Annotated in this window: 28 protein-coding genes; 11 read left to right on the forward strand and 17 right to left on the reverse strand. The window is 69.8% G+C overall.

The window, feature by feature from the left end:
• Nucleotide 1 precedes the first annotated feature (1 nt).
• From ABZ810_RS45150 to ABZ810_RS45165, 4 genes are all read right to left on the reverse strand, one after another.
• The gene (locus tag ABZ810_RS45150; protein WP_358414097.1) at nucleotides 2–1,237 is read right to left on the reverse strand and encodes a hypothetical protein; all 1,236 of its coding nucleotides are present in this window, start codon (nucleotides 1,235–1,237) and stop codon (nucleotides 2–4) included.
• Between the two features lie 105 nt (nucleotides 1,238–1,342).
• Nucleotides 1,343–1,606, reverse strand: a complete 264-nt coding sequence (locus ABZ810_RS45155) for a CoA transferase (RefSeq protein ID WP_358414100.1) — start codon at nucleotides 1,604–1,606, stop codon at nucleotides 1,343–1,345.
• Nucleotides 1,603–2,424, reverse strand: a complete 822-nt coding sequence (locus ABZ810_RS45160; protein WP_358414103.1) for an enoyl-CoA hydratase/isomerase family protein — start codon at nucleotides 2,422–2,424, stop codon at nucleotides 1,603–1,605. Before ABZ810_RS45160 ends, ABZ810_RS45155 begins: the two co-directional genes overlap by 4 nt.
• Nucleotides 2,425–2,466: 42 nt before the next feature.
• On the reverse strand, nucleotides 2,467–3,291 hold the full coding sequence (locus ABZ810_RS45165) for a GntR family transcriptional regulator (RefSeq protein ID WP_358414106.1): 825 nt from the start codon (nucleotides 3,289–3,291) through the stop codon (nucleotides 2,467–2,469).
• Between the two features lie 274 nt (nucleotides 3,292–3,565).
• Here ABZ810_RS45165 and ABZ810_RS45170 point away from each other — a divergent pair, with 274 nt between their 5' ends.
• From ABZ810_RS45170 to ABZ810_RS45180, 3 genes are read left to right on the forward strand one after another with little or no spacing between them, the layout of a single operon-like run.
• Nucleotides 3,566–3,826, forward strand: a complete 261-nt coding sequence (locus tag ABZ810_RS45170; RefSeq protein ID WP_358414109.1) for a hypothetical protein — start codon at nucleotides 3,566–3,568, stop codon at nucleotides 3,824–3,826.
• A gap of 7 nt (nucleotides 3,827–3,833) precedes the next feature.
• Nucleotides 3,834–4,625, forward strand: coding sequence for an SDR family NAD(P)-dependent oxidoreductase (locus ABZ810_RS45175; RefSeq protein ID WP_358414112.1), 792 nt, complete (start codon nucleotides 3,834–3,836; stop codon nucleotides 4,623–4,625).
• Nucleotides 4,612–4,803, forward strand: a complete 192-nt coding sequence (locus tag ABZ810_RS45180) for a hypothetical protein (RefSeq protein WP_358414115.1) — start codon at nucleotides 4,612–4,614, stop codon at nucleotides 4,801–4,803. The genes ABZ810_RS45175 and ABZ810_RS45180 overlap by 14 nt, the downstream gene beginning before the upstream one ends.
• A 69-nt stretch (nucleotides 4,804–4,872) precedes the next feature.
• Here the strand turns inward: ABZ810_RS45180 and ABZ810_RS45185 are convergent, their stop codons facing one another.
• A complete protein-coding gene (locus ABZ810_RS45185) occupies nucleotides 4,873–6,114 on the reverse strand; it encodes a serine hydrolase domain-containing protein (RefSeq protein ID WP_358414118.1) in 1,242 nt (413 codons plus the stop codon).
• On the opposite strand from ABZ810_RS45185, the gene ABZ810_RS45190 reads away from it, so the two are divergent.
• Entirely contained in the window at nucleotides 6,113–6,436 is a 324-nt protein-coding gene (locus ABZ810_RS45190; protein WP_358414121.1) for a hypothetical protein, read from the forward strand. The two genes, ABZ810_RS45185 and ABZ810_RS45190, sit on opposite strands and share 2 nt — an antisense overlap.
• A 138-nt stretch (nucleotides 6,437–6,574) precedes the next feature.
• Here ABZ810_RS45190 and ABZ810_RS45195 read toward each other — a convergent pair whose 3' ends face one another.
• Nucleotides 6,575–7,747 (reverse strand): spirocyclase AveC family protein, encoded by a 1,173-nt coding sequence (locus ABZ810_RS45195; protein ID WP_358414124.1) that lies wholly within the window; start codon nucleotides 7,745–7,747, stop codon nucleotides 6,575–6,577.
• 379 nt (nucleotides 7,748–8,126) lie between these two features.
• On the opposite strand from ABZ810_RS45195, the gene ABZ810_RS45200 reads away from it, so the two are divergent.
• A complete protein-coding gene (locus ABZ810_RS45200; RefSeq protein WP_358414127.1) occupies nucleotides 8,127–8,831 on the forward strand; it encodes a DUF4328 domain-containing protein in 705 nt (234 codons plus the stop codon).
• Nucleotides 8,832–8,875: 44 nt separating this feature from the next.
• Entirely contained in the window at nucleotides 8,876–9,133 is a 258-nt protein-coding gene (locus tag ABZ810_RS45205; protein ID WP_358414130.1) for a hypothetical protein, read from the forward strand.
• 51 nt (nucleotides 9,134–9,184) lie between these two features.
• Here ABZ810_RS45205 and ABZ810_RS45210 read toward each other — a convergent pair whose 3' ends face one another.
• A complete protein-coding gene (locus ABZ810_RS45210) occupies nucleotides 9,185–9,664 on the reverse strand; it encodes a MarR family transcriptional regulator (protein ID WP_358414133.1) in 480 nt (159 codons plus the stop codon).
• A 213-nt stretch (nucleotides 9,665–9,877) separates the two neighbouring features.
• Between ABZ810_RS45210 and ABZ810_RS45215 the strand changes: the two genes are divergently transcribed.
• Complete coding sequence (locus tag ABZ810_RS45215; RefSeq protein WP_358414136.1) at nucleotides 9,878–11,008, forward strand: nucleotide disphospho-sugar-binding domain-containing protein; 1,131 nt, start codon at nucleotides 9,878–9,880, stop codon at nucleotides 11,006–11,008.
• 114 nt (nucleotides 11,009–11,122) lie between these two features.
• Here the strand turns inward: ABZ810_RS45215 and ABZ810_RS45220 are convergent, their stop codons facing one another.
• Together ABZ810_RS45220 and ABZ810_RS45225 are read right to left on the reverse strand one after the other, a co-directional pair.
• A complete protein-coding gene (locus ABZ810_RS45220; RefSeq protein WP_358414139.1) occupies nucleotides 11,123–11,611 on the reverse strand; it encodes a GNAT family N-acetyltransferase in 489 nt (162 codons plus the stop codon).
• A 348-nt stretch (nucleotides 11,612–11,959) separates the two neighbouring features.
• Complete coding sequence (locus ABZ810_RS45225; protein WP_358414142.1) at nucleotides 11,960–12,823, reverse strand: polysaccharide deacetylase family protein; 864 nt, start codon at nucleotides 12,821–12,823, stop codon at nucleotides 11,960–11,962.
• A gap of 64 nt (nucleotides 12,824–12,887) precedes the next feature.
• Between ABZ810_RS45225 and ABZ810_RS45230 the strand changes: the two genes are divergently transcribed.
• Nucleotides 12,888–13,292: a MerR family transcriptional regulator gene (locus ABZ810_RS45230; RefSeq protein ID WP_358414145.1), complete on the forward strand. Its 405-nt coding sequence runs from the start codon at nucleotides 12,888–12,890 to the stop codon at nucleotides 13,290–13,292.
• Between the two features lie 79 nt (nucleotides 13,293–13,371).
• Here ABZ810_RS45230 and ABZ810_RS45235 read toward each other — a convergent pair whose 3' ends face one another.
• Nucleotides 13,372–13,974, reverse strand: coding sequence for a CGNR zinc finger domain-containing protein (locus tag ABZ810_RS45235; RefSeq protein WP_358414148.1), 603 nt, complete (start codon nucleotides 13,972–13,974; stop codon nucleotides 13,372–13,374).
• A gap of 66 nt (nucleotides 13,975–14,040) precedes the next feature.
• On the opposite strand from ABZ810_RS45235, the gene ABZ810_RS45240 reads away from it, so the two are divergent.
• Nucleotides 14,041–14,433 carry a RidA family protein gene (locus tag ABZ810_RS45240; protein WP_358414151.1) on the forward strand — a complete coding sequence of 131 codons (393 nt, stop codon included), beginning with the start codon at nucleotides 14,041–14,043 and terminating at the stop codon, nucleotides 14,431–14,433.
• A 233-nt stretch (nucleotides 14,434–14,666) separates the two neighbouring features.
• On the opposite strand, the gene ABZ810_RS45245 is transcribed toward ABZ810_RS45240, so the two are convergent.
• The 7 genes from ABZ810_RS45245 to ABZ810_RS45275 form a co-directional block, all read right to left on the reverse strand.
• Nucleotides 14,667–14,975, reverse strand: coding sequence for a hypothetical protein (locus ABZ810_RS45245; protein ID WP_358414154.1), 309 nt, complete (start codon nucleotides 14,973–14,975; stop codon nucleotides 14,667–14,669).
• Between the two features lie 390 nt (nucleotides 14,976–15,365).
• Nucleotides 15,366–15,653: a MerR family transcriptional regulator gene (locus ABZ810_RS45250; protein ID WP_358414227.1), complete on the reverse strand. Its 288-nt coding sequence runs from the start codon at nucleotides 15,651–15,653 to the stop codon at nucleotides 15,366–15,368.
• Between the two features lie 1,332 nt (nucleotides 15,654–16,985).
• On the reverse strand, nucleotides 16,986–18,335 hold the full coding sequence (locus ABZ810_RS45255; protein ID WP_358414156.1) for a cytochrome P450: 1,350 nt from the start codon (nucleotides 18,333–18,335) through the stop codon (nucleotides 16,986–16,988).
• Complete coding sequence (locus tag ABZ810_RS45260) at nucleotides 18,332–19,336, reverse strand: hypothetical protein (protein WP_358414159.1); 1,005 nt, start codon at nucleotides 19,334–19,336, stop codon at nucleotides 18,332–18,334. The genes ABZ810_RS45255 and ABZ810_RS45260 overlap by 4 nt, the downstream gene beginning before the upstream one ends.
• Nucleotides 19,337–19,431: 95 nt before the next feature.
• Entirely contained in the window at nucleotides 19,432–20,691 is a 1,260-nt protein-coding gene (locus ABZ810_RS45265; protein ID WP_358414162.1) for a cytochrome P450, read from the reverse strand.
• 193 nt (nucleotides 20,692–20,884) lie between these two features.
• Nucleotides 20,885–21,433, reverse strand: coding sequence for a hypothetical protein (locus ABZ810_RS45270; protein WP_358414165.1), 549 nt, complete (start codon nucleotides 21,431–21,433; stop codon nucleotides 20,885–20,887).
• Between the two features lie 431 nt (nucleotides 21,434–21,864).
• Nucleotides 21,865–22,524 carry a chemotaxis protein CheB gene (locus ABZ810_RS45275; RefSeq protein ID WP_358414168.1) on the reverse strand — a complete coding sequence of 220 codons (660 nt, stop codon included), beginning with the start codon at nucleotides 22,522–22,524 and terminating at the stop codon, nucleotides 21,865–21,867.
• A 440-nt stretch (nucleotides 22,525–22,964) separates the two neighbouring features.
• On the opposite strand from ABZ810_RS45275, the gene ABZ810_RS45280 reads away from it, so the two are divergent.
• Together ABZ810_RS45280 and ABZ810_RS45285 are read left to right on the forward strand one after the other, a co-directional pair.
• The gene (locus ABZ810_RS45280) at nucleotides 22,965–23,483 is read left to right on the forward strand and encodes a DUF2243 domain-containing protein (RefSeq protein WP_358414171.1); all 519 of its coding nucleotides are present in this window, start codon (nucleotides 22,965–22,967) and stop codon (nucleotides 23,481–23,483) included.
• Nucleotides 23,483–24,304, forward strand: a complete 822-nt coding sequence (locus ABZ810_RS45285; protein ID WP_358414174.1) for a cytochrome c oxidase assembly protein — start codon at nucleotides 23,483–23,485, stop codon at nucleotides 24,302–24,304. Before ABZ810_RS45280 ends, ABZ810_RS45285 begins: the two co-directional genes overlap by 1 nt.
• Nucleotides 24,305–24,323 lie beyond the last annotated feature (19 nt).

The raw sequence follows: 24,323 nt of genomic DNA on the forward strand, positions 1-24,323 counted from the left end.
CCTAGCGCAGCACCGAGATGTGCACGTGGTCGTAGTGGTTCTGGGTGATGCTGCCGCGATTCTCCATCTTGCGCCAGCCGGGGAACCGGATGTTCCAGATGTGCTGCTTCCAGATCACGTAGGAGATGCCGAGCCGCCGCGCGTTGCTGATGGCGTACTGGGCGACCTGGTCGCCGTGCCGCTGCGCGCTGGCGCTCGGCAGGGCGCCGGTGCTGGCGGTCTCCATGAAGTCGCAGGCGCGCCCGAGCGCGTGGTCCTGCGGGTCGCCGGTGTTGCGGTAGCAGCCGATGACCGGGAACGCGCCGAACATGCCGTCGAGCTCGGTCACGACCTTGACCATCGTCGGGGTCATCGAGTTTCCGCTGATGATCGACCGGTTGCCGCGCACGCCGTCCGGGCGGCCGGACACCTGCGGCTGGCGCCGGAGGCCGGCGGGCGTCACCGGGGACGACTGCGCCGCGATCGTCGCGATCCTGGTGCCCTTGGGCAGGATGCCCTTGAGCGCCTTGGCGAGCTTCTTGCGGTCGGCCTTGGGCGCGCTGATCACCAGCCCGTTGCCGTTGGGCATGCCGAGGGTCCGGGCCTGCGTCCGGGAGACGATCGCGTCGACGTCGCCGATGCCCATGGACGCGTAGGCCGAGACGCGCACCTGGCCGGGCTTGGAGCTGCTGCCCGCGGTGACGACGCCGCCGAGGGGCAGCGAGCCGTCGCGGCTCAGGTTGAACGAGACGGCCAGGCCGCCGGTCGCGACCATGCGCCACAGCTGGTCGGACTCGGCCGACTGCTTGGGCGCGAACGCGCGGAACCCGGACGGGTCGACGCCGAGGAGCCCGACCCTCTTGGTCCCGACCTGGGCGCGGGCCGCGTCGACGACCGTCACCCCGGCGACCCCCTTGATGCGGCGGGCACGTTCGACCGTCGCGGGCGGCAGCGAGCCGCTGCCGGCGATCAGCAGGCTGGGCTGCAGGCGCCGGGTGAGCGGGGTCACGGCCTGGACCGCCATCGCGTCGCCCGAGACGGAGACCAGGTCGCGCGGATCGGCCTTGGCGGGTCCGGGATCGTCCTCGCGCTTGACCAGCAGCATGGTGACGTCGCCCACGAGGGTGCCGAGCACGGCGGTGCCGATGACGATCGGCAGCGCTCTGCCGCCGCGTGCCCTGGACCGCACCTGGCTCCCCTCGTGCCCGAGCGGGCCGGGCCCGCCTCCGATCTTTCCCTGCCGGGAAATATTAGACACGAGTAGAACACCTGGCCACCCGGACGAAGTTCCCACCCCCGCCCCACGCGTTCCCGGCCGCCCCCTGGCCGGGACGGTCCCGGCGGAGGAGCGCGGAGCCGCCGCTCAGGTGGACGGGCAGAAGGTACGCTCCCGCCCCCGCCGCCCAGCAGCCGGGAGCCCGCGCTGCCCAGCCCCACAAGCCTGCCGTCGACGTAGGCCCCGCCGACCGCCGCCACGACCCCGGGAGTCCTGGCCAGTTCCTCCATCGCCTTCCACCATGGTGACGTCGGCGCCGAGGTCGGCCAGCAACATCGCCGCGTACGGTCCGGGGTACTGCTCGGCGAGGCTGACCACGACGTGGCCGGCCAGCGGCCCCGGGGCGTTCATGCGACGGTCCAGCGCGGGGGACGGCGCTCGGCGAACGCCAGGGGCCCTTCGGTGAAGTCGGGGTGGGACCAGTGCGACCGGACGAGGCCCCAGGCGTACTCGACCGACTGGGTGTAGGGCATCTCGGTGGCGGCCCAGATCGCCTGCTGTGACAGGGACACGGCCTGGGGGGAGTTGGCGGCGATGTCGCGGGCGATCTGGAGCGCGGTGGGCAGCAGGTCGGCCGTGGACGTCAGCTCGTCCACCAGGCCGAAGTGGTGGGCGCGGGCGGCCGGCAGCCGGAAGGACCGGCCCTGGAGCGTCATGCGCAGCGCCGTCCCCAGCGGGAGCCGCCGGGCCAGGCCGGTGTTCTCGATCCCGCCGACCATGCCGACGTTGACATGGGTGTCCATGAACGCGGCGTGCTCGGCGGCCACGACGATGTCGGCGTCCACGACGAAGTGCAGCCCGCCGCCGACGGCCAGCCCGTTGACCGCGCAGATCACCGGTTTCCACACCGCGTTCTGCCGGGACGTGAACACGATCTCGTCGGTGATGTTGCCCGCGCCCATCGAGACCTTGCCAGTGGCCGCGACCGAGTCCACGTCGACGCCGGTGCAGAAGTGCCGCTCGCCGGTGCCGGTGACGATCACGCAGCGGATCGCGGTGTTGGTGCGCACCTCCTCCCAGACGGCGCGCAGCTGCGGGAACATCTCGACGGTGATCGCGTTGCCGCGCTCGGGACGGTTCAGCCGCAGGTGCGCGACGCCGTCGTCGTCGACGCGGAACAGCAGGTCGCCGGTCTCGGCGTCGGGCAGCCTGCCCAGGGGAACGGTCACGCTGGCTCCTTACGTGGTGCGAGGTCGCGAAATGGGCCGGTGTCAGCGCCCGGGCCGGTATCCCTGGTCGCGCGAGCTGTGCAGCCGGATGATCGGCTGGTCGCGACGGCCCTCCAGGACATGGTGGTGGGAGGCCAGGGAGTGGGCCCGGCCCAGGTTGGTGGCCTGCTGGCGGTCGCCGGCCGCGATCGCGGTGACGATCATGCGATGCACCTGCAGGACGCGCTCCTGCTGCTCGCGGGCGGGGTACTCCGACGCGGCCGCGACCACGTCGGCCCACTCGATCTCCTGCGTCGACCACAGCTGGGTGAGGGCGCCGGCGGTGAGGATCAGGGTGGTGTTGCCGCAGCCGCTCACCACCGCCTCGTGGAACTCGCGGCCGATGGTGGTGAAGTCGCGGGCCTCGTCCAGGGCGCGTTCCTGCTCGTCCACCAGAGCGTGCAGGCGGGGGACCAGGTGGTCGTGCCGGTCGGGGAGCGTGGCGGCCACCCCCGCGCACAGCGGCTCGATCTCGTTGATGGCGTCCGACAGGTCGCCCAGCGTCACCTGGTTGAAGCGCAGCAGGAGCCCGAGGCTGTAGGTGGTCGCGTGCTGCGAGGGCGCGTGGACCACCACGCCGCCCTGGTTGCCGCGCCGCACCGAGATCAGGCCCTCGGCCTCCAGGATCCGCAGCGCCTCCCGGTAGGAGGGGCGGCTGACGTTGAACTCCCGCAGCATCTCCTCCTGGCGGGGGAGCATGCTGCCCTCCCGCAGTTCTCCGCTGATGATGCGGTCGCGGATGGACTCGGCGACCAGGTCGGCGACCGCGGGCGCGCCGAGTTGCACCGCCGGACTGCGAGGCGGAGGCGGGAGGGTCGCGTCCGGCATGGGTTCTCCGATCAATGCTTTCCATGCTGTTGTATCTGTATAAAGATAACACAAATAACGAGTGGTGGATCGCGCAAGAGTCGACCTACGGCAGGCCGGCGTGCGGGTCGCCGCGCCGACCTGGGCGGATGCGCGGGCCCGGTGCCCGCCCGCCCACGAGCGCCCGTTCGCCCTCCACGTCCTGGACTGTGGCCCGGGTGTTGGAGCAAGCATTGACTATCTTCTAAATGATTGATTTGATGCGCGCAACGGGCGTCACAATAGAGAGAAATCGATGTCGCTTACCGTCCACCCCACGGTCCGGTACGAGGTTCGCGAGCGCGTCGGCGTGCCGACCCTCGACCGGCCGAAGGCCGAGAACGCGCTGAGCCGGGAGATCTACGCCGCCGTGCGCGACGTCGCCCGGGCCGTGTACCGGCGCAGAAGGTCGAGAAGCGGACCCTGCGCGGGCAGGGCCTGCGCGGCGACGTGCTCGACCGCCGCGCGCCCCCGGGCACCACGTCCCCGGCAACCCGGACCGCAAGAAGGCTGGTGAGTGAACGTTGGACCTCGGCATCAAGGACCGCGTCGCGATCGTGACGGGCGGCAGCAAGGGCATCGGGCTGGCCGCGGCCGCAGAGCTCGGCCGCGCCGGAGCCAAGATCCTGCTTGCCGCGCGCGGCGAGGCCGACCTCGACGACGCCGCGGAACGCCTGCGCGCCGACGGCGTTCAGGTGGCCGCGCACGTCGCCGACGCAGCCAAGGCCGAGGACGTGGACGCGATCTACGAGGCGGCGGTGGCGGCCTTCGGCCGCGTCGACATCGCCGTCTGCTCGGCCGGCGGAGGCCACGGGCCGCTGCGCACCTTCGACTGGGAGGAGTGGGTGCGGCTCTACGAGCTGAACGTGCTGAGCGCCGTCGCGCTGGCCATGCGCTGCGTGCCGGAGATGCGCGAGCGCGGCTGGGGCCGGATCGTGTTCGTGGGTTCCACGTCCGGGCGTGAGGCCGACGCCCGGTGGGCCGCCTACGGCGCCGCCAAGGCGGCCCTGCTGCACGCCGCCAAGTCGCTGTCGCTCGGCTACTCCAAGCACGGCGTGCTGGTCAACTGCGTCCTGCCGGGCCTCACCCGGACCGAGGGCGTCCTGGCCGGCTACCAGGCGCAGGCCGAGCGGCTCGGTGTCACCGCCGACGACGTCGAGCAGCGCATGCTGGAACTGCAACCCATCGCGATGGGCCGCGCCGGCGAGTCGGTGGAGGTCGCCGACGCCATCGCCTTCCTGTGCTCGGAGCGGGCCTCCTGGATCGCGGGCGCCTCGCTGCTGGTGGACGGGGGCACGATCCGTGTCACGCCCTGACGCCCTCGCCGCCGGGTCCGGTACCGCGTCCGGCATCGCGCCGGACGCGGCCGGGCCCGGCGGCCTGGCCCGCCAGGTCCGCGCCTGGTGCGCCGAGCACGACGCGGCGGGCCGGGCCGCGCGGATGGCGGCCACTGGCCCCTCATGGCCGACGTCAAGCTCGACCCCGCCCACCTGACCATGGACTTCACCCGCCACGCCCCCGGCACCCCCCCTGAGCGGCTCACGGTCACGCCGGCCAGGGCCGTCAGGGCTGGCCGGTGATGGCCTTCAGTTCCTGCTGGGTGATCTCCACTATCGGTACCTCGTCGTAGTTGCTGAGGATGACGCTGACCCAGCCGGAGTCGGGGTAGATGTTCCAGTTGGCGGTGCTGCCGCCGGTGCCGCCGCCGCGACCGATCAGCCACTGGCCGCTGACGATCTTGATCGGCCCCGAGTACCCCGTGAACGACGGGTGGGCCGGCGTGGAGCCGTCTGCGGGCACGCGGGGGAACTTGGCTCCGGTCAGCAGGTCGGCGTAGGGCGGGTCCAGCACGGTGCCGTCGCGTAGTGCGTGCGCGAACCGGACCAGGTCCGGGGCGGTGGCGAAGCCGTCGTCGGTGGCGTAGCCGATGAAGGCGCGCCCTGGGTTCTTGCCTTGCTTCAAGCTGCCCTTGTCCAGGTTGCGGACGGCGTCCACCCGGCTGCCGTCGGCCTGCAGCATGTACGAGTGCGCGATGTGCTCGTCGGTGAGCCACTGCGGCCTGGTGGAGAACGCCGTGCCGGTCATGCCGCAGCGCTTGAAGATGTGCTCGTGCACGTAGTCCCAGTACTTCGTGCCGGTCACGGCCTCCACGATCTGCGCGGCGATGGCGAGGCCGGCGCCGGCGCCGTTGCTGTGGGCCTGGTTGCCTGAGCCGGGCGGCGCCACCAGTTTCGCCTGCCGGGTCCACTGCCGGTTGAACTCGTGCACTTCCTCCTTGCTGTGGAAGACGCGTTGCAGGTCCAGCTCCGGGGCGTCCATTCCGCCCGTGGTGGTGAGCAGGTGGTGGATGTTCACCTGCTCGGCGATGTCCTGGGCGAAGCCCGTCAGGTGGGTGCCCACCGTGTCCGTCAGCTTCACCTTGCCCTGCTGCGCCAGCTGCAGGATGGCCACCGAGAGGAACGGCTGGATCCCCGAGGAGAGGTTGACCGCGACGCCCTCGTGGTTGCGGATCCCCCTCTCCTTGTCGGCCATGCCATAGCTGCGCGACAGCACCGTCCGGCCCTTGTGCGACAGCAGGATCACCCCGGAGAACCTGTCCTGCGCGGCCAGTTCCGCCACGAACCGGTCGTAGGCCCCGCCGGGCCGGGTGTCCGGCGGGATCCGGTCGGTCGGGGCCTGGTCCGCCAGGCCGGGCCGGACGCCCACCAGCGGCGCGCCCGCCGCCACCACGCCGGCGGCCGCCAGCCCGCCGCCCCACCCGAGCAGCCGCCGCCGGTCGAAGCCACGTACAGAATCCGAGTCCATGATCACCTTTCTGGACGGTCGGGAATCGTCGATCACGGGCTCATTTCTAGGGAGGGACCGGTCACAACACGGTGCGCTCCGCCGTGACGCGGCTGTGACCACGGAATCGGACAGGTCGATCCGCCGTCGGACACACTGGCCGGAGTGGAGAAGGAGCGAGAATGCAGGCACGCAGATCAGAGAGATCGTGAGAATGGCTCCTGACATCGCCTACTCGGAAGACGAGGCGTTCACCGTCACGGCGGGCGAGCATCTACGGATCGTCTTCACGATCACGGACAGGGCCGCAACGGCGGTCATGGCACGGCCGGCGACCCCGTAGCGGCTAGACCGGCCGCCGTCCCAGGGAAAGCGTAGAGGTGCCGTTCAGAGCAGGTGCCGTTGTCGGCTGACCAAGATCAGGGAGTCGCCGCCACCATGAGCAGTGGGCGCGGCCGGAATCCGCGCCGTGCCCTTTCGGTCAGGGGCCCTTGTCGAAGGGGACGATTTTCGGAAGCTCTTCGCCCTCCGGCACGATGACCTTGCCGTCCGGCCCGATGGTCGCGGACCCAGGACCGGGGATCGGCAGCGACGGGTCGGGACACAGCCGCCCCGTTCCGTCCCCGCATACGCCCATCATGAAGTACGAGCGCTTCTGGATGTCCTGCGGCCACGGGTCGGCGTTCATGGCGAACCACTGTGCCGGAACGTTGTAGAACACGAAGAAGAACGCGCTGCATGCCGCGAAGATGGCCAGGAAGCGTACGCCCTGCTGCCGCACGAACCCGCCCCGCACATGTTCCAGCCCCCGCTCCACGAACGTCCGGCCGCGATCATCGGTGAAGTACCGCAAGGCGCACAGACCCGCCTGAACGCCGCCCCACATGAGCCCTTCGTAGATCGGCCATTGGTAGTAGGTGCCGGCGTTGATCGACAGCGATCGGATCGCGCCGGGGTAGGTGAACAGGCCCATCGGCATCAGGAACAGGCCCTCGATGACGAGGTCGAAGAAGAACGCCCAGACGATCAGCACGCCGATGAGGCCGAGATTGCTGATCTGAGGCCAGCGTGCCTTGACCCTGCGCATGATCCAGCAGCCGAGGATCGTGCACAGCAAGACACCGTAGGAGTAGCCCGGCGCGTTCATCAGCAGTGGTTCGGCCATCATCTGGCCCGGTTCCCCGAACGACCTCCAGCCGGGCACCTCCTGGACCCACGAGCCCTGGTTCCACATCCAGGTGTTGTAGGTGCTCCAGGTGTTGAAGTAGTTCAGCAGCGGATCCTGGAAGAACAGCAGCCCGCAGGCCACCAGGAGCATTCCGTCGAAGGTGATGCGGCGCTCCCGCCGCCATGGCCGGATGATGAAGAAGTAGATGCCGACCGGCAGGCCGAGGCAGATCACCGCCGTCCAGGTCAGCAGGACGACCTTCATCAGCGTGGGCGGGTCGCTCGGCCCGGGAGGCACCCGCTCGAAGTGCGGCCCCGTGATCCACCGGATCCAGACGTACAGCTGGAACAGCAGGATCGCACCGCCGAGGGCGGCCCAGATCCGGACGGGCTTGGTCTTGGGTTGGATCTCGGAACCGGAGGAGGTGACCGAGTCGATCGACTCGGTCACGAGGCGCGCGTTCGTCTTGTCCGGTTGTCCGCTCACGACACTGTCTCCTTCTGGAATCGGGGAGAGTTCAGCACTCACGAAGCCGCTTGACGGCGCGCGGATCGACGACGGGATCGAGGTCGCACGGAAGACGGCTTCATCGGAGAAGTGGTCGCCGCTGACCAACTTCGGTATCTGCCTCGCCACGAAGATACTCGTCAGAATCTAAAAGGGGAACGAGTATCAACGGCTCTCTGTATCAGCACAGGTACCGAGGCGAATCACCAGCGCGCGCAGCCGTGGCGAGCGCCCCAATCGCCCCATCGCCCTGGCCGCCGCCCAACGGCGAGGGGGACGGAAACTGATCCTTTTTCGTGATCGTTCATGGGCTTTCGTGCGGTCTGGGGTGTGGTCACAATCGTCGCCTGGCCACAGCATGGAGGAGCAGGCGTTGAGTGACGATCACGTGGCGGCGCAGCTTTCGACTCGCTCGGCACCGGAGCGTGGATGGCCGTCGCCGTTGAAGCCGGTGCGCGGTGTGGCGCTGGTCGCCGTCGCCCTCTTGGGCTTGCATGTGCTGGCGTTGGCGGCCGCGGCGGTGCTGGGGTTGGGGGCGGCCGTAGAGGTCGGGTCGGTGCGGGGCGGGGCCGGTACCGGGCGCGCGTTCGCGTTGTACGACGACATGCTGCGGCTGCTGGAAGGGCTTGCGGCGGCAGGGAACGTGATCGCGGTGGTGGCGTTGGCGGTCTGGATGTGGCGGGTCCACACCAACGCCGGCGTGATCGGTGATGGCCTGCGGTGGTCCCGGATGTGGACGGTGCTGGGCTGGGTGGTGCCCGTGGCCAACTTCTTCGTACCGCGCCGGATCGCCGTGGACGTGTGGAACGCCAGCGCCTCCGGCGAGCGGCCGACCATCATCAACCTGTGGTGGGCGGCGTGGCTGGTGTACGGGTTCGGAGGCTTCGTCCCGCTGGGGATGCCCGAGCCGCAGACCGCCACGGAACTGCACACCCGGTTGTGGGTCGAATTGGGGCTGATCGCCGCGGGGTCGGCGGCGGCGGTCCTGGCGATCATGGTCGTGTGGCGGATCACCCGCCTGCAGGAAGCCGACCACGCCCGCCTGTCCCAGGCCCTCGCCTGATCGGCCGACACCCATCACCCGCGTCAACAAACCTCCGCACCCGCATGGTCATCACCCATCGGCTCGCCGGAATCCGCCGGGCGGACCGGGTGCTCTTCCTGGAGGACGGCCGGATCATCGAGGACGGCTCCCCGGGAGAACTCCTGACCGCGGACGGCCGCTTCGCCGAATTCTGGCGGCACCAGACCGCCGCGGCCGACTGGCGCCTCACCGCCACCGGCTGCCCACGAGCCCATCGCCCGCGCCGCGACCGAAACCCCGAACGGGCCCGCGCGTGCGCGGCCGCGGTGTTCGACGCTTAGCCGATCCCGACCGCGCCGCTGGATCCCGACGATGTGCTTGAGCTCAACCGGTCACTCTGTCGGACGGCGGGCGGTGAGGGAGCGCAGGAGGCGTTCGGCCAGGGTTGTGAGGGTCTGGAGCTCGTCGGGGCTCAGGGTCGAGAACCAGTCCGCGAGGGCCGCGTAGTCGGCGGGGTCGCGGTCGCGCCAGTAGGCGTCGCCGGTCTCGGTGGCGATGAGGACGCGGCGGCGGCGGTCGGCGGGGTCGGGTTCGGTGCGCAGGAACTCCTTGCGGGTCAGCGCGGTGACCAGCTGGGCGGCGTTCTGGTGGGTGGTGCCCAGCGCCCGGGCGGCCTGGGTGACCGAGGGGCCGTCCATGGCCTTGACGATGGTGAGCAGGGCGGCCTGCTGGGTGGTGAGTCCGTCGGGCCGCAGCCGGTCGTCCATGAGGGCGTGCAGACGCTGGCCGGTCGCCAGCAGGACGCGGAAGGCGCGCACGGACGGATCGAGGTCGGGTTCGAGGCCGAACATGGCCATCCCTGAGGGCTCCATGTCGCCTAGGCTACCCGAAGAAGCGCAATATATTGCGAAAAGGAGCCCGGTGATGATCTGTCTGCTTCCCAACTGCGGATACCTGTCGGAGACGTCACGCATGCTGGAGATCCACCGGGCCCTGACCGCGCGCGGGGCCCCGTCCGGGTCGCCACCCACGGGGGTGCCCACGAGAACCTGCTCGACGTCGCCCACGACGTCGTCGGCCCGCCGATGAGCGCCGGGCGCAGCGCGGCGTTCGTCGGGTCCGGGCTCGGCCTCGGCCCCCCTGATCAGAGCATGTACACCGACGACGAGCTGCGCGCCTACGTGCTCGCCGAGGCCGAGTACTTCCGGGAGCACGGGATCACCGTCGCCGTCAGCGGGTTCACCCTCACCACGCTGCTGTCCACGCGGCTGGCCGGGGTCGGGCTCGTGACCGAACACGCCGGCAGCTGGGTGCCGCCCGTCTTCGAACGCGGCCTGCTGCCCGTCCCCACCACCCTGCACGGGCCGCCGCGCTTGTTCCCCGGTCCGATCGCCCGTCGGCTGGTCGCCCGCAGGCTTCCCAGCCTGCGCTACTACTGCGGCGGTTTCGACCGGATCGCCGCGGAGCTGGGCGTCGAGCCCGTCCCGAGCATGCCGGCGCTGCTGCTCGGCGACCTCACCCTGATCCCGGAGGTCCCCGAGGTCGTGGGTATCACGGCCGAGCAGATGGCGGCCTGGCGTCCCGGCCGCGGCTACCGCCCGAGCACCACCCTGCGCTACACCGGCCCCCTGTTCGCCCATCTGGACGTGCCGATCCCCGAACCCGTCGTTCGCTTCCTCGCCGAGCCCGGCCGCCCGATGGTGTACGTCGCGCTCACCTCCACCCCGCCCGATCTCGTGCGGTCCGTGGTCGGCGCGCTGGCGGACGCGGACGTCCGCGTCCTGGTCGCCGCGACCGTGCACGACCTGGCGGACCTGGCGAGCGAGCGGGTCATGGTCGCGCCCGTCCTGCCCAGCCACCGGATCATGCCGCGGGCCGATCTCGCGATCGTGACCGCGGGCCAGGGCAGCCTCCAGACCGCGATGGCCGCGGGCGTCCCGGCCATCGGCATCCCCCTCCAGCTCGAACAGGATCTGAACGTCGCCCTCTTGGAACGCCTCGGTGCCGCCCGCAGGCTCGCTCCCGCCGCCGTCACCGGGGGCCTGGGCGCCCTCACCCGCCGCATGCTCGGCGACGAACGCCACCGTGTCGCCGCGCGCCGCGTCCAGGCGCTCTACGACGCCGTCGACGGCCCGGGTGCCGCGGCCGACGCGATCCTCCAGTTCGCCGCCGGGCGCGACCCGCGCCCGGCCTCCACTCCAGAGGGAACCCGATGAGACGACGAGTCCGCGCCGCGATCACCCTCGCGGCCGTCCCCGCCACGATCCAGGCCTGTGCCCCTCCCGCCCGCCTCGGCCACCGGCCACGTGCTCACGGGCGTCGCCAGGCGCTCACAGAGGACGGTGCATGATGTGGAGGCCGACATAGCCGTTCTCAGGGTGCCGGAATCCCCGGGGAACGGTGCCCAGCACGGTGAATCCGAGGGACTCGTACAGCCTCACGGCGTGCACGTTCGTTTCGACGACGGCGTTGAACACCATTGCGCTGAAGCCCGCGGCTCGTGCCCACGCCAGTGAATCCTCGCACAGGGCGCGGCCGGCGCCCCGGCCCTGGTGCGCGGGATCGACCATGTAGCTGGCGCTGGCGATGTGCGAGCCGTTACCCGCACGGTTGGCGTACATGTTCGCGGTGCCGACCACCGCGCCGGTGGCGTCGACGGCGACGACCGTACGCCCTGGGGCCGGGACGAGCCACATGCCGCGGGCCTCCTCCTCGTTCAGGTCGAGTGCGTAGGGGAAGGTGGCCCCCGCCGCGACGATCTGGTGGATGATCGGCCAGATGGCGGGCCAGTCCGCGGCCGCGGCAGTTCTGATCAGCATGCTCGGAGACCTTCGGTACGAGGAGAAGAACGCACGGCCTGGCGGGCGCGCGCCGGCGATCGAGCCAGACGGGCACCTCCGCGGATCTCGAAGGCCAATGGCCTGTCGTTCGTGGCTCCGCCCAACAGCGTACGAGCCGGTGATCCGGATGCTGCCCGGACACGGCGCCGAGCTGGCGCGGCTGCCCGAGGTCCGCTCCCACGCCTCCTGCCAGGCGAGCGCCGACCCGCCCCGCCCCGGGGGGGGTCCGCGAGCAGACCACCCGCGAGCGCCGGCAGCAGGTCCATGACCTCCATCACCCAGTGCCGCCACCGATTACGGGACGGAGTCGTTCACCGTATGGCCCCATTACGCCGGGTTGGTGCGGGCGTAGTGCTCGGCGATCTCGTCGCTGGTGGTCAGCCAGACGCCCGGATGATCGGCGACGTAACCCAGGGCCTGGTCCAGGTACTTGTGGCGGTGCGGCTGGCCGATGACGAACGGATGCAGGGCCAGAGCCATGACGCGGCCGCTGTCGGCGGAGTCGGCGTAGAGCTGGTCGAACTGGTCCTTGAACATCTGCACGAAATCGGCGCCGCTACGGCCGTGCATGGTGAATATTCCGAGGTCGTTGAGTTCCACCGTGTACGGCACGCTGAGCATCCCCGGGACCTTCAGCCGGTACGGCTGGTCGTCATTGGTCCAGTCGAGGACGTAGCCGAGGCCGAGCTCGGCCAGCAGCCGCGGGGTCTGGAAGGTCTCGGTCAGCGCCGGGCCCAGCCAACCGCGTGGCCGCTGGCCGGTGGCCCGCTGGATGGTCTCGACCACGTCGGTCAGGTACGCGCGCTCGTCGTCGAGGGTCATGCCGGCCTGGAGGGTGGAATTGTTGCGGCCGTGCGCCAGCCACGCCCAGTTCCGTTCCAGCCCGGCCTTGATGATCTGCGGATACCGGTCGGCGACATCGGAGTTGAGCAGGACGCTGGGCCGGATCCGGTGCCGGTCGAAGGTCTCCATCAGCCGCCAGATGCCCACGCGGGCCCCGTACTCGCGCCATCCGTAGTTCAGCGGATCGGGCACCAGCGTGGCGGTGGCCTCGTTGAGGCTGGTGGAGGGCCGGTCGATGAGGAAGTGTTCGACGTTGAGGCCGACGTAGAAGGCCACTCGGGCGCCGCCCGGCCACTGGATCGGTTGGCGTTCGACGATGGGGCTGTAGTCGTACAGTTCGTTGTCCATGCGGTTATCCTCAAACCGTCACATAGGTGTGAAGGTCAACGGACCCGAATGTGAGGTCGGTCACATGAGGATCGGAGAGCTGGCCGAACGCACCGGCACCTCCCGCCGGCTGCTGCGCTACTACGAGGAGCAGGAGCTGATCGTCCCGGACCGGAGCCCGAACGGCTACCGCGACTACGACGAGCGCCTCGTGGATCGGGTCCTGCAGATCAGAGGGCTGCTGGAGGCCGGACTGCCGACCCGGATGATCAAGCGGATCCTGCCCTGCCTGACCATCCCCGGAATCCTGTACTGCCCCGAGGACGCCACACCAGAGATGATCGCCGCCCTGGAGGACGAACGCGACCGGATGAGCGAACGCATCAGCTTCCTCATCCGCAACCGCGACGCCATCACCGGCTACATCACGGCCGCCCAGTCGCTGGACGAGGCCGACAGCACTGACGCGAAGGCGGCCTCGGCCTCCTGACGACCGTCGCCGCAGGCTCTGGATGAACCACGTCCCAGCTCGCCGACGTGTGGCTGTCCGTGCGGTTCCTGAGGCTGCGTCAGGAGTCGGCGGCCCGCCGGGCGCGCATGGCCCGGAGCTTGTGACGGTTGCCGCAGCGCTCCATCGCGCACCAGCGGCGGGCGTTGGGGCGGGAGGAGTCGACGAACACCATCGGGCAGGTGTCACTCGCGCATTCGCGGATACGTTCGGACAGCGGCCCGGACAGCAGTTCGATCATCTCCCGCGCCAGGTTCGACAGCGCCTGTGTCGCCCGTACCGGGGTCGTCCACCCTGCGGACGTGCCGTCGGCGGCCAGCTCGGGGACCAGGGGAGCCGCTGCCGCGGCGCGATTGATGGTCGCCACCGCGGCGGCCGGTAGCGGGCCCCGCGCGGCTTGGGCGTGCGCCGCGTCCCAGATCGCCTGACGCAACGCCTTGGCCGCGACCAGTTCGCGGGCCGTCACCGGGACGGTCATGACCGCGTCCAGCGGCGGCTGGGCGAGCCATTCTCCCAGGTCGGCCGGCGTGTGAAGACTTTCGAACTTCGCATAGTGGCCCTCGCCGCCCGTGTGGGCGAAGTCCAGGCAGACGGCGCCTGCGTCGAACCAGAAGGACCCGCCGTTGGGGTCCTGCAGAAGCCGGCCGGTTGCATTCCCTCGCATGAAACCAGTATAAGTGGTTTCATACGACACCGGTTAAAGCGGTGTCAACGGTAGGGGAGGCGACCCATGAGCACACGCCACATCAATCCCGAGGGGCTGCACCGCAGCCCGGCCTTCAGCCAGGCCGTCGTGGTCGAACAGCCGGCGAAGACGATCTACATCGGCGGGCAGAACGGCGTCGGCCCCGACGGCAAGGTCGTGGGGCCCACGCTCGGGGAGCAGGCCAGACAGGCGTTCCGCAACCTCGCGACCATCCTGGAGAGCGAAGGGGCGAGCCTGGCGAACATCGTGCACTGGCGCATCGCCGTGGTGGAAGGCCACACGTTCGTCGACGAGGGTGTGGCCGCCTTCCAGGAGGTGTGGAACCCGGCCGACCCGCCGCCGGCCATCACGGTCCACTTCGTCGCCGGCCTGGGCCCCGACTTCCTCGTCGAGATCGACGCCGTGGCCGTTGTGTGACGACCCGCGGGCCGAGATCACTTGTGACCCCTCAGCGCTGAACCCCCGTGCGCTTCCACCATGGATTTTCGCAGGTGAAAGGGGGCTCGGAGATGGTCCGATTGACGGCCACGCAGTTCATCCGCCCGGCGAACGGCTGGCCCGTTTGGCGTCCTGCGCGTCACGTGGAAATGTCCTTGGGCCCGGCACGTCCAGGTAGCTCCCATGAAGCCCGTGTCGGCGGTGCCCGCGCGTCATCTCTGGCCGGTGATGGCCTGCTCCTCCCGGCCGAGGATCTCCCTGAACTCGGGGAGGTCGTCGTAGTTGCTGAGGACGACGCCGACCCGATCGGTGTACAAGTCGGCGTAGGGCCGGTTCAGCACCGTGGCGGCGCGCAGCGCTTCCGCGAACCGGACCAGGTCCGGTGTGGTGGCGAAGACGTTGCCGACGAAGCTGCGGCCCGGTCTTGACGGTCGGCCGCGGAACCCGCGGCGGGCGGTCCACCAGCAGCGCGTGAGATACGTGATCGTCCAGTTCAGGAACGGTGGCCATGTCCACCCCACCACCACGACCCGTACCCACCAGCGCCCACGCCCCTCGGTGGTAACGCCCAGGCCCCTCGCCGCCGCTGCCAGGGGCGGGCACCGCACCAACACCCGGCGGCCGATCCAGCGGGCCAGCCTGCGGCGGACCAGGCACGGCGGTCATCGCGTTTCCCGCCCCAAGACGCCGTAGGCGGCGTGGACCCCCGCGTTGCTTCAACGCCCGGTCATGCCCACGGTGTCAGCTTCGGCCCCGCAATGCTCCCGCTCGGCCGCTCATGCCGACCCACCCCGCGGGAACTGCGGGGCGGTCACCTCGACCTCGGCTCGCGGCATGAGCAGGGGCCTTGGAGACCGCTCTGGAGGCCGGATGGCGTGGGACGGGCGTCGGTGCCGGCGGCCATGGCGGGATCAATCCCTGTCGGGAGCCTGGTCGGCGCCGGTGTCGATGCGCTGCCTGAGCTGGGTGTTGATGCGCATGGCTTCGGCGAGCTGGTCTTCCAGGATGATGATGCGGCAGGCCGCCTCCAGGGCGGTGCCCTGGTCGACCAGGTCGCGGGCGCGTTGGGCCAGGCGCAGCTGGTAGCGGGAGTAGCGGCGGTGGCCGCCGGCCGAGCGTTGCGGGACGAACAGCTTGGCGGCGTCCAGGCCGCGCAGGAATCCTGGGGTGACGCCGAGGATTTCGGCGGCCCGGCCCATGCTGTAGGCGGGGTAGTCCTCGTCGTCGAGCTTGTCGTCCAGCCTGCTGTCGGGCCCGGTGTCGGGGTGGTCCCGCAGTTCGGGGTCGCCCTGCACCGGACTGGGCTGGGCTGGGCGCGGGTCGCGGTGTTCCGGGTGGGCGCCGGGTTTAACCGGCTGAGGTCCTCTCACAAAACCTTCCGTACTGTCGTGGCCGTCCGTGCTGGACGCGCACCGGATGCGTTCCGGAGGAGAGGAAACGACGGGCCCCGGCGCCAGATACGGCGCCGGGGCCATGAGGTACAACACCATCTATCCGGCGCTGCGGCCGGTTGTCTTCCGCGCCGTCCGCCTGCGGCGGGAGCGCGGGGATCGCGGATGCGTGACCGTAGACCACCGTCCAATCTGTGGGGCTGCGGTACCCGCGCGGCGTGACTGGAGCCTGCGACGGGCGATCCCGATGGTGCCGAGGCCCTCCTTTCGTGTATTCCCTACCTGCGTTTCCTGCGTTGTTGCGACTTGCCTTCGTGCTGTCGGCGGCCCGGTGGCCGCCCGGCGCGCGACCGGCGGCCGGGGTCCCTTTCACTGCGTTGACCCCGGCCCGCCCGGCCCGCGTCATCCATCTGTGCGAGCAGTTCGTCATCTGCCGCGTCTCATGGACTTGTTCTTCTTCGATGACAAGAACCATACCCCACCCCCTCGCGAATATCTACCTTGATCGGCACAGGTTTTCGAGAATCAGTCGATGTGATTGTCTGCGCTCGGTGCGCGGACTCGCCCCGGGCCGGGTCTCCGGGGCGGCACGGCGGGCGTTTCAGCAGGTGCGGTCGGTGCCATCGGTGAGATGGGTGAGCCACGATCCAGGGGGTGACGCGGAGGTACTGATCCAGGCCGCTGCGTTGCGGGACCCGGCGGCACATCCCCGGTGCCCGGGCGATGACCAGGTCGCCGTCGCGGGCGAGGCCTCGCGGTTGCGGATCGCCACCAGCGCGCCGGCCTGGACGCGTCACATAAGGTCACCAGGTCCAGATCCAATACCAGCCAGGGGCGGGCAGGACGACCGCGCCACGGCCGAGATCACGTACTCGCGCAGCAGCCCCGCCTCCGGCGAACGCCACGACGAGGTCAACATGGCAGCCGTCGACCGGTAGAACCTTCGCCTGCACCGGCGCGTGGCCGCGCTGGGAACTTCGCGACGACATCCACGAGGCGTTCCTGGTGCCGGCGTGTGACATCGTCTGCTGGCGACATCTCCCACGCGCATGGCGTGAGGAGTTCCTCGTCGTCGCTTTGCGCTGGCTGGAGCCTCCCTGGCCGGTGGCGCTGGATTCGCTCCGGCCGTTGAAGCGGTGGTTATCTGCTCGGTCGTCGAAGGCTTGGGTGCTGGTCTCTCCTGGTGACGCGCATGCGTAGGTCTTTGGGGCGCAGGGTGGCGGAGGCGGCTGCTTTGGGGCGTTGGGGTGGGGCGGTGAACTCCCAGGCGTCGGTGAGGGTGGCCAGGGTGAGGACCGCTTCGGTGACGGCGAAGTCGGCTGCCATGCATTTGCGGGCGCCCGCCATGAACGGGATGAAGGCTTCCAGCGGTCGGCTGGGGTCGGGGTCGGTCCACCGGCCGGGGTCGAAGCGGTCGGGGTCGGGATAGATGTCGGGGCGGTGCTGGATCAGGTAGGGGCTGATGAGCAGGTGGGTGCCGCTCGCGACGTGATGGTCGCCCAGTTTGGTGTCCGCGGTGGCGACGCGGGTGGTGATCCACAGCCCTGGATACATGCGCAGGGTCTCGTTGATGATCGAGGTGGTCACCTTCAGGTCCGGCAGGTGTTTCCACTGCGCGGGCGCGCCGGCGAGGACTTGGGCCGTTTCGGCTCGTAGCCGCGCCAGGACCTCGGGGTGCTGTACCGCCAGGCAGAGCGCCCAGGCCATGGCTTCGGCCGTTGTTTCCATGCCGGCCAGCAGGAACGACGTCGCCTGGTCGAGGATGTCGGCGTCGGACAGGGGCCCGTCGGTCCAGTCGTCGGCTGTCAGGATGCCGAGCAGGGTCTCGGGACCGGCGCCGCCGGCGGGCCGGCGGCGGTCCTGGTCGATGAGCCGTTGGACGATTTCCCGGATGGTGGAGTTGGCCCGGTGGTAGCGGATGTTGCGAGGTGTGGGCAGCTTGTCCAGCGGAGCCGGCAGGAACATACGGGCATGCATGCCCGCGGTGATGTCGTCGATGCCGCGGCTGATCTGCTCGATCTCCCGGTCCGACAGGCCGGTCCCGAAGATCGACCTGGTCAGGACCCGGACCGTGATCTTCTTGGTCTCCGTCATGACGTCGATGGTCTGGCCGTCGCGCCAGGTGCGGGTGACCGCGCCGATCTGATCGGTCATCGTCTGCGTGTACCGCGGGAGTTTCGTGGAATGGAAGGCGGGCTGGAGGCGTCGGCGCTGTTGACGGTGCTGGCTGTGCGGGCATGTGGAGAGGCTGTCGCCCAGGAACTCGCGCGCCCGCTCGTAGGTGGGCCCGCCTTTGTCGAACAGCCGGTCGTTGAGAAGGACCTGCCGGATCAGCGCGGGGTCACACAGCACCAGGGCCGTGACCGGCCCGAGCCGGACCCTGACGATGTCCCCGTGCGGCGCCAGGGTTCGGAGGAAGCCGAGGGGGTCGCGGATGATGGAGTGGGCGTGGCCCGCGAGGGGCAGTGCTCCGGGAGCCAGGGGGATCATGCGCCCAGTTCCTCCAGGTAGCCCAGGCGTCCGGCCGGAATCGCGTACTCGGGCGAGTAACGTCCCGAGCGCCGGTGCCAGTCGTAGGCTCCGCGGATGAGCGCGCGGATCCCGTCGTCGCGGTATGCGTCGGCGGTGGCGCGTTCGGCGGCGGACAGGCCGTAGGAGTCGTAGACCTCTGGTAGGCAGTCCTCGAGTATCAGGAGCTGCTCGACGCGGGTCCGCACCTCGTCTTGCAGGTGCGCGATGCAGCGCGGGACGGGCCAGCCTCGCTCTCGTTGGACGACCAGGACGATGTTGTTCTGCTCCCCGCGGGCCTGTTCCTTCTCCAGCGAGGCGATGTCGTTGTCGATCAGGTTGATGTCGATGGCGATCCGCAGCATCGCGGTGATGACGGCGCTGTCGAAGAGGCCCTGGTGCACTTCGTAGCGGCCCACTCGTTCGGCGAGGTCGACCGTGGGCTGCGCCCCGATGGTGTGGCGGCGCATGGCCAGGTATTCGGCCATCGAGGCGCAGGGCGCGTGATGGTTGCGGCTGGCGGCCTCGTCCACGTAGCCCGAAAGGTAACCGCGCCACGTCCGGGCGGCCCTGGCGCACCACGCCTGTGACATGCCCTGGCGGGTCCGCCGCCAGACGTCGAAGAATCCGTGCGCTATGGCCGGGGCGTCAACGGGCAATGGCCCGTCCAGCGCTGCGGCCACGGCGTCGGTGAGAGCGCGCGCTGCCCTGGGGTCTTCACCGCGCGGGCCGTCGAACAGGTCGTCGAACAGGAAGAAGAACGTCATCAGGTCGACGCCCAGGTCCGCGTCCGGCCCGGTGGCAGAGGGGTAGAAGCGGGCGGCCAGGTCGGCGTAGTCGGCCTGGAGGTGGCGCTGCTCGGCGGCTTGGGAGTTGATGAGGCCCAGCGCACGGGGCCAGACCAGGTGATGGGCTTTGGTTCGTTCGTAGTCCCGGCTGCGACGGGACGGGATCGGCATGAAGAATTCGACGTCCTGAGGCATGCCTTGCCCCCTTTCTGGGATGGTCCGACGGCATGGGCCCGTCGCTGGGGCCATGACCCGTGGTGAGCGCGGCTCGGCGGAGTCGTGCAGGGGGATCACGCAAGGCCGGCCCGGGAGGCCTTGTGCCAGATGGCCGTGGTCGCACCGCGCGGTGCGGGCGTGAAGGCGATCGGGAGCCGCACGAGGTTGCGGGTGAAGATGCCGTTCTCGGTCAGGTCGGCGTCGTCGGCGAGACGGAGATCGGGGAGCGCGCCGAGCAACTGGTTGACGGCGATGCCGACGGTGATCCGGGCGATGTGCGCGCCCAGGCAGTAGTGCCGTCCCCGGCCGAAGTGCACGATGGAACCGCCCGGAGTGAAGTCCCGAACCGGGTCGATCTCCGCACGGTAGGGGTTGAAGACGTCGGGCTCGTCGAACCGGTCAGGGTCCCGTTGGGCCGCCGCGACCATGCACGCGACGGTCGACCCGGCGGAGACGCGCCCGCTGGGCAGGTCCACATCCCGTGCGGTGAAGCGCAGGAGCATGTGGACCGGCGGGTTCAGCCGGGTCGCCTCCAGGTGCATCCGATCGATCAGGCTCCTGTCGCGCCGTGCGGCCCGGAGGTGCTCGGGACGCATGAGCAGCTCTTTGAGCGTGTAGGTGATCGTGGCACTCGTCCCGTCCCCGTTCGCCGCGATGAGGGTCGAGCAGTGCGCTTGGATCTGCCGGTCGTCGAGAGGGACACCGTCGATCTCCGCGTTGCAGAAGGCCGACAGGAGATCGCCGCGGGGACGTGCCCGCCGGTCCTCGATGAGGGGGCGCAGATAGCCGGTCATCTCCGCCCTGGCGGCCAGCCCGGCAGCGGTGACGGCGGGGTCGTTCCCGAAGTTGGACATGAACGCGTTGATGCTCACGAACCATCGCCGGAACTTCGACCGGTCCTCCTCGGGCAGGCCGAGCAGAACCGACACCACCTCGCAGGGCATCAAGTCCGCGTAGTCCTCACGCAGGTCCGCCCGGCCACGATCCCGGAGAGCCTGGATGAGCCCGGCCGACACGCGCTCGATCTCCGGGACGATCCGCTCACGGAAGTTCGATCCGCGCAGCGGCGCACCCATCAGCCTCCGGTAGTAGGCGTGCTCCTCCCCGTCCATCTGCACGATCGTCCGCCCGCCCGCGACCGGTTCCAGCTGCCAGGCGTAGATCTCGTTGGTGAACGGCGGTTCCTGCAGCACCCGGGTCACCTCGGCATGACGACTGATGAGGTGGTAGCCGGTCGCCGGGTGGCGGTAGACCGGGAAGGAGGCCAGCATCTCCCGGTAGAACGGAAAGGGGTCGGCCGCGTACTCCGCGGAGAGGATGTCGGGGCCGGTCATCTGCCTCACCTTGAATACTCGTTGACGGCTGTGGGCGGCGTCGACCTCTTACCTGACCTCCGGCGGGACGCGGGTTTGGGATCCCGGTCCCCGCGCCCTCGCCGGAGTCGTCGTGAACCGCGGTGGCATCGCGCGGCGCCCAGGCAGGAGGGCGACCGGACGAGCGCCGTGTTCGAGCGTCAGAGAAGCCAGATCACTCGAAGGGGCCGAACAGCCAGTTGCCGCGAGCTTCGGGATCGTTGCTCGTCCAGTACTCGAGCGTCGCGGCGCGGATCTCGTCATGGTCGATCACGCCGTCTCCGTCGCGGTCCATCTTCGCGAAGCCGGTGGCCAGTTCCTCGGAGGTGAGAGGGAACAGCGACCCGTACATCTTGACGTACTCGTCCTTCTCGATGATGTGATCGCCGTTGGTGTCGGCCACGGCGAACCAGCACCTGCCGATGTTGACCATGTCGGACAGGAACGTCTCCCGATCGGTGTCGAGGGCGGAGGTGATCGCCGACGAGAACCCCTCGCCGGTGAGGGTTCCGTCGGCGGCCGCCCTCTTCACGAGATGGCGATCCCAGAACGTGGTGAACGACTCCTCAAGCTCCTCGATCTTCGAGCTGGAGGCGCCCGGGAACGTGGCCGCCTGGTGGTGGGCCAGGCCCGCGAAGTAGCTCCGGTCGATCGGGGCAGACTGGTCGTCTCCCTGGAACAGGGTGAAAGCTCTCTGCAGTTTGCGGTCCAGGACGTCGGGCATGCGGATTCTCCTTCATCGCAAGGACTCGGCATTACCAACACCAGATATTCCAGCCCTCGGGAACGTCGAATCTGGGACATCGGTAAGAGTGGTGTCACCAGGCGTATGCGATTGAGTTTGCCCAGCTCATCGACCTCTCTGGAGGCGCCTCCCCATACCTGCGTCAAGACGCGAAGTGTAAATGAATAGATGGATCAGACACGACTTCGTCGGATTCGCGAATATTGTCGATGTTCGGCAATTGCTACGGGAACTCCGGAGCGGAGCGTACGATTATTGGCTGAACAATTCCGGTTTTCGACTGCGCATGAGGCGCGTTCCCGGCGTTATCCGGCCCGGCCGCCGCGCGGGACGCCGGATTCTCTTCCCGTGACTTGTGCTCGTAGCGTCTGGGACTGCCACCGCACGGCCTCCTTCCGAACCGGGGCACTTCAGGCGGACCGGATCGTGGTGTGAGTGGTGATCGCTGCGGCGATGTCGTCCAGGGCGAGGATCTGGTCGATCTGGCGGGTGTCGATGGCGGCCGAGGGCATGGCGAAGAATTTTGAGGTGGCCTGGTCCTGGGCAATGGCGGTGCCGCCGCAGTGGGTGATGGCGCGGACGCCGGCTTGGCCGTCGTGGCCCATGCCGGTGAGGATGACCGCCAGGGCGTGGGGTCCGCAGGTGACCGCGAGGGTTGCCAGCAGCAGGTCTGCCGAGGGCCGGGCGGGCGGTAGCGCTCCGGCCTCGATCAATCCGACCTGAGCTTGGGAGGTGACCAGCAGGTGCCGGGCCGGCGGGATGACCAGCACCTGCCCTGGCCGCATGGTGGCGTTGTTGACCGCGACGCTCACCGGCAGCCGGGTGCGTCGTGCCAGCAGCGCGGCCAGCCGGCTGGGCCGCTGCGGGTCCTGGTGCAAGGCGACCAGGATCGCCGCGGGCAGGTCGGCGGGCAGCGGCCCCAGGACGCGGAAGAGGGCGTCCAGGCCCCCGGCGGAGGCGATCAGCGCGACCACCGGGAACCGGACGGGGAAGGCGTCACCCTGGCCTGGCGAGCCGACGACGGCCGCTGCGGGGAGCAGATGGCGTGGATCGCCAGGGGACTGGGTCATGCTGATAGCCACGATTTGCCGGCGGCACCACACGGTGCGGAGCTGAAGGTCATGGGTCGCCAGTCCTCGCGCCAGCGGGCATGGCCTTCGTGGAACAGACCGGCCTGCTGCCACTCGTCAGCGAGACGGTCCCGGACGAACGCGGCAACCGCTGGAACGTCCATCACTCCGACCATGCACCCCAGCCTGCATCACGACCGCGTCAAGCACGAGCCCTGCTCACGAATCCTCATCAACCCAAGATCATCGTTCTCGGACACCTTCTCAGCCCTGCGCACGCGATGCCGGCCGGTAGCGCCCAGCCGGCCCGGAAGCCGGGATTGGTCGAGCGGTGGCGGGGTAGTCGCCCGGGAAGGGCAAGTTGATCTCGCTGTGTCGCGGTGATCAGGGAGTGATCGTTGGTGGGTGCAACAGATCGGGTCGAAAGGGACGTCTCGCCGGTGGACCTGCGTCTGCCGGGGATCGTGCTGGGGGTGGGGCTCGGCGGGTTCGCCGACGGCATCCTGCTGCATCAGCTGCTGCAGTGGCATCACATGCTCAGCAGCACCGACGATGACCATCTCGGGGTGAAGTACTACGACCCGCACACCGTGTCGGGCCTGGAGATGAACACGGTGTGGGACGGCCTGTTCCACACCGTGTGCTGGCTGGCGGTCCTGGCCGGGCTCGCGATGCTGTATTCGCGGGTCACCCACCGGCGGCGCCGGGTCTGGACCTCGCGCGTGTTGTGGGGCTGGATCGTGGCGGGGTGGGGGTTGTTCAACCTCGTCGAAGGCGTCGTCGACCATCACCTGCTGGGCATCCACCATGTGCACGGTGGTCCTCAGCAGTTGTGGTGGGACCTGGGGTTCCTGGCGCTGGGCGCCGTGCTGCTCGTGGGGGGCTACCTGTTGCAGCGTTCGGGCAAGCCGGTCGGCACCGCCGTCGGCGGCGAGCCCGTCCAGCAGGGTGACCTGTGATGCACGACCACCCCATGCCCGGTCACCCCGTGTCCGACCACGGCGGCGGCTCATGGGCCGCGCTTCTTCCCCCAGCCGTGGTTGCGCTGCTCGCGGTGGTCTATGTGCTGCTGGTGGGCCGTGCGTCCCGCGCCGGCCGCCGCCCGTGGCCGAGGCGGCGCACGGCGGCGTTCCTGATCGGATGCGCGCTGCTGGCGGTGGCGCTGCTGCCTCCCATCGCGCCGCTGGCGCATGAGGATTTCCGGGGCCACATGCTTCAGCATCTGCTGATCGGCATGTACGCGCCGCTGGCGCTGGTGCTGGGTGCTCCGATCACGGTGCTCCTGCGCGTCCTGCCCGCCCGCGACGCCCGGACCCTGACCCGGATGCTGCGCAGCAGGCCGATGGCGCTGCTGGCCCATCCGGTCACCGCGCTGTTCTTGAGCGTGGGCAGCCTGGCCGTCCTGTATTGCACGCCGCTCTACAACGCCGCCGCCGCCCACCCCGCCGGGCACTGGCTGCTGCATGTCCACTTCCTGGTGTCGGGGTGCCTGTTCGCCTGGGTGATCGCCGGTCCCGATCCCGCTCCCGCCCGGCCGGGCGTGCGAACCCGCCTGGCGGTGCTGGGCGTGGCCATCGCGGTGCACGCCGTGCTGTCCCAGCTGATGTACGGCGGGTTCCTCATCGACGTGCACGCCCCGATCAACCAGGTGCGCGGCGGCGCGGAGATCATGTACTACGGCGGCGACATCGCCGAGCTCCTGCTGGCCGCGGCGCTGGTCGCCACCTGGAGGCCGCGGGCGCGTTCGCGTGCCCGGCTGCGCACCGTAGCCGCCTCATGAGCGGACATCGAGGCGGGGC

This window comes from Spirillospora sp. NPDC047279, assembly GCF_040643285.1.
Classification (GTDB): Bacteria; Actinomycetota; Actinomycetes; order Streptosporangiales; family Streptosporangiaceae; genus Spirillospora.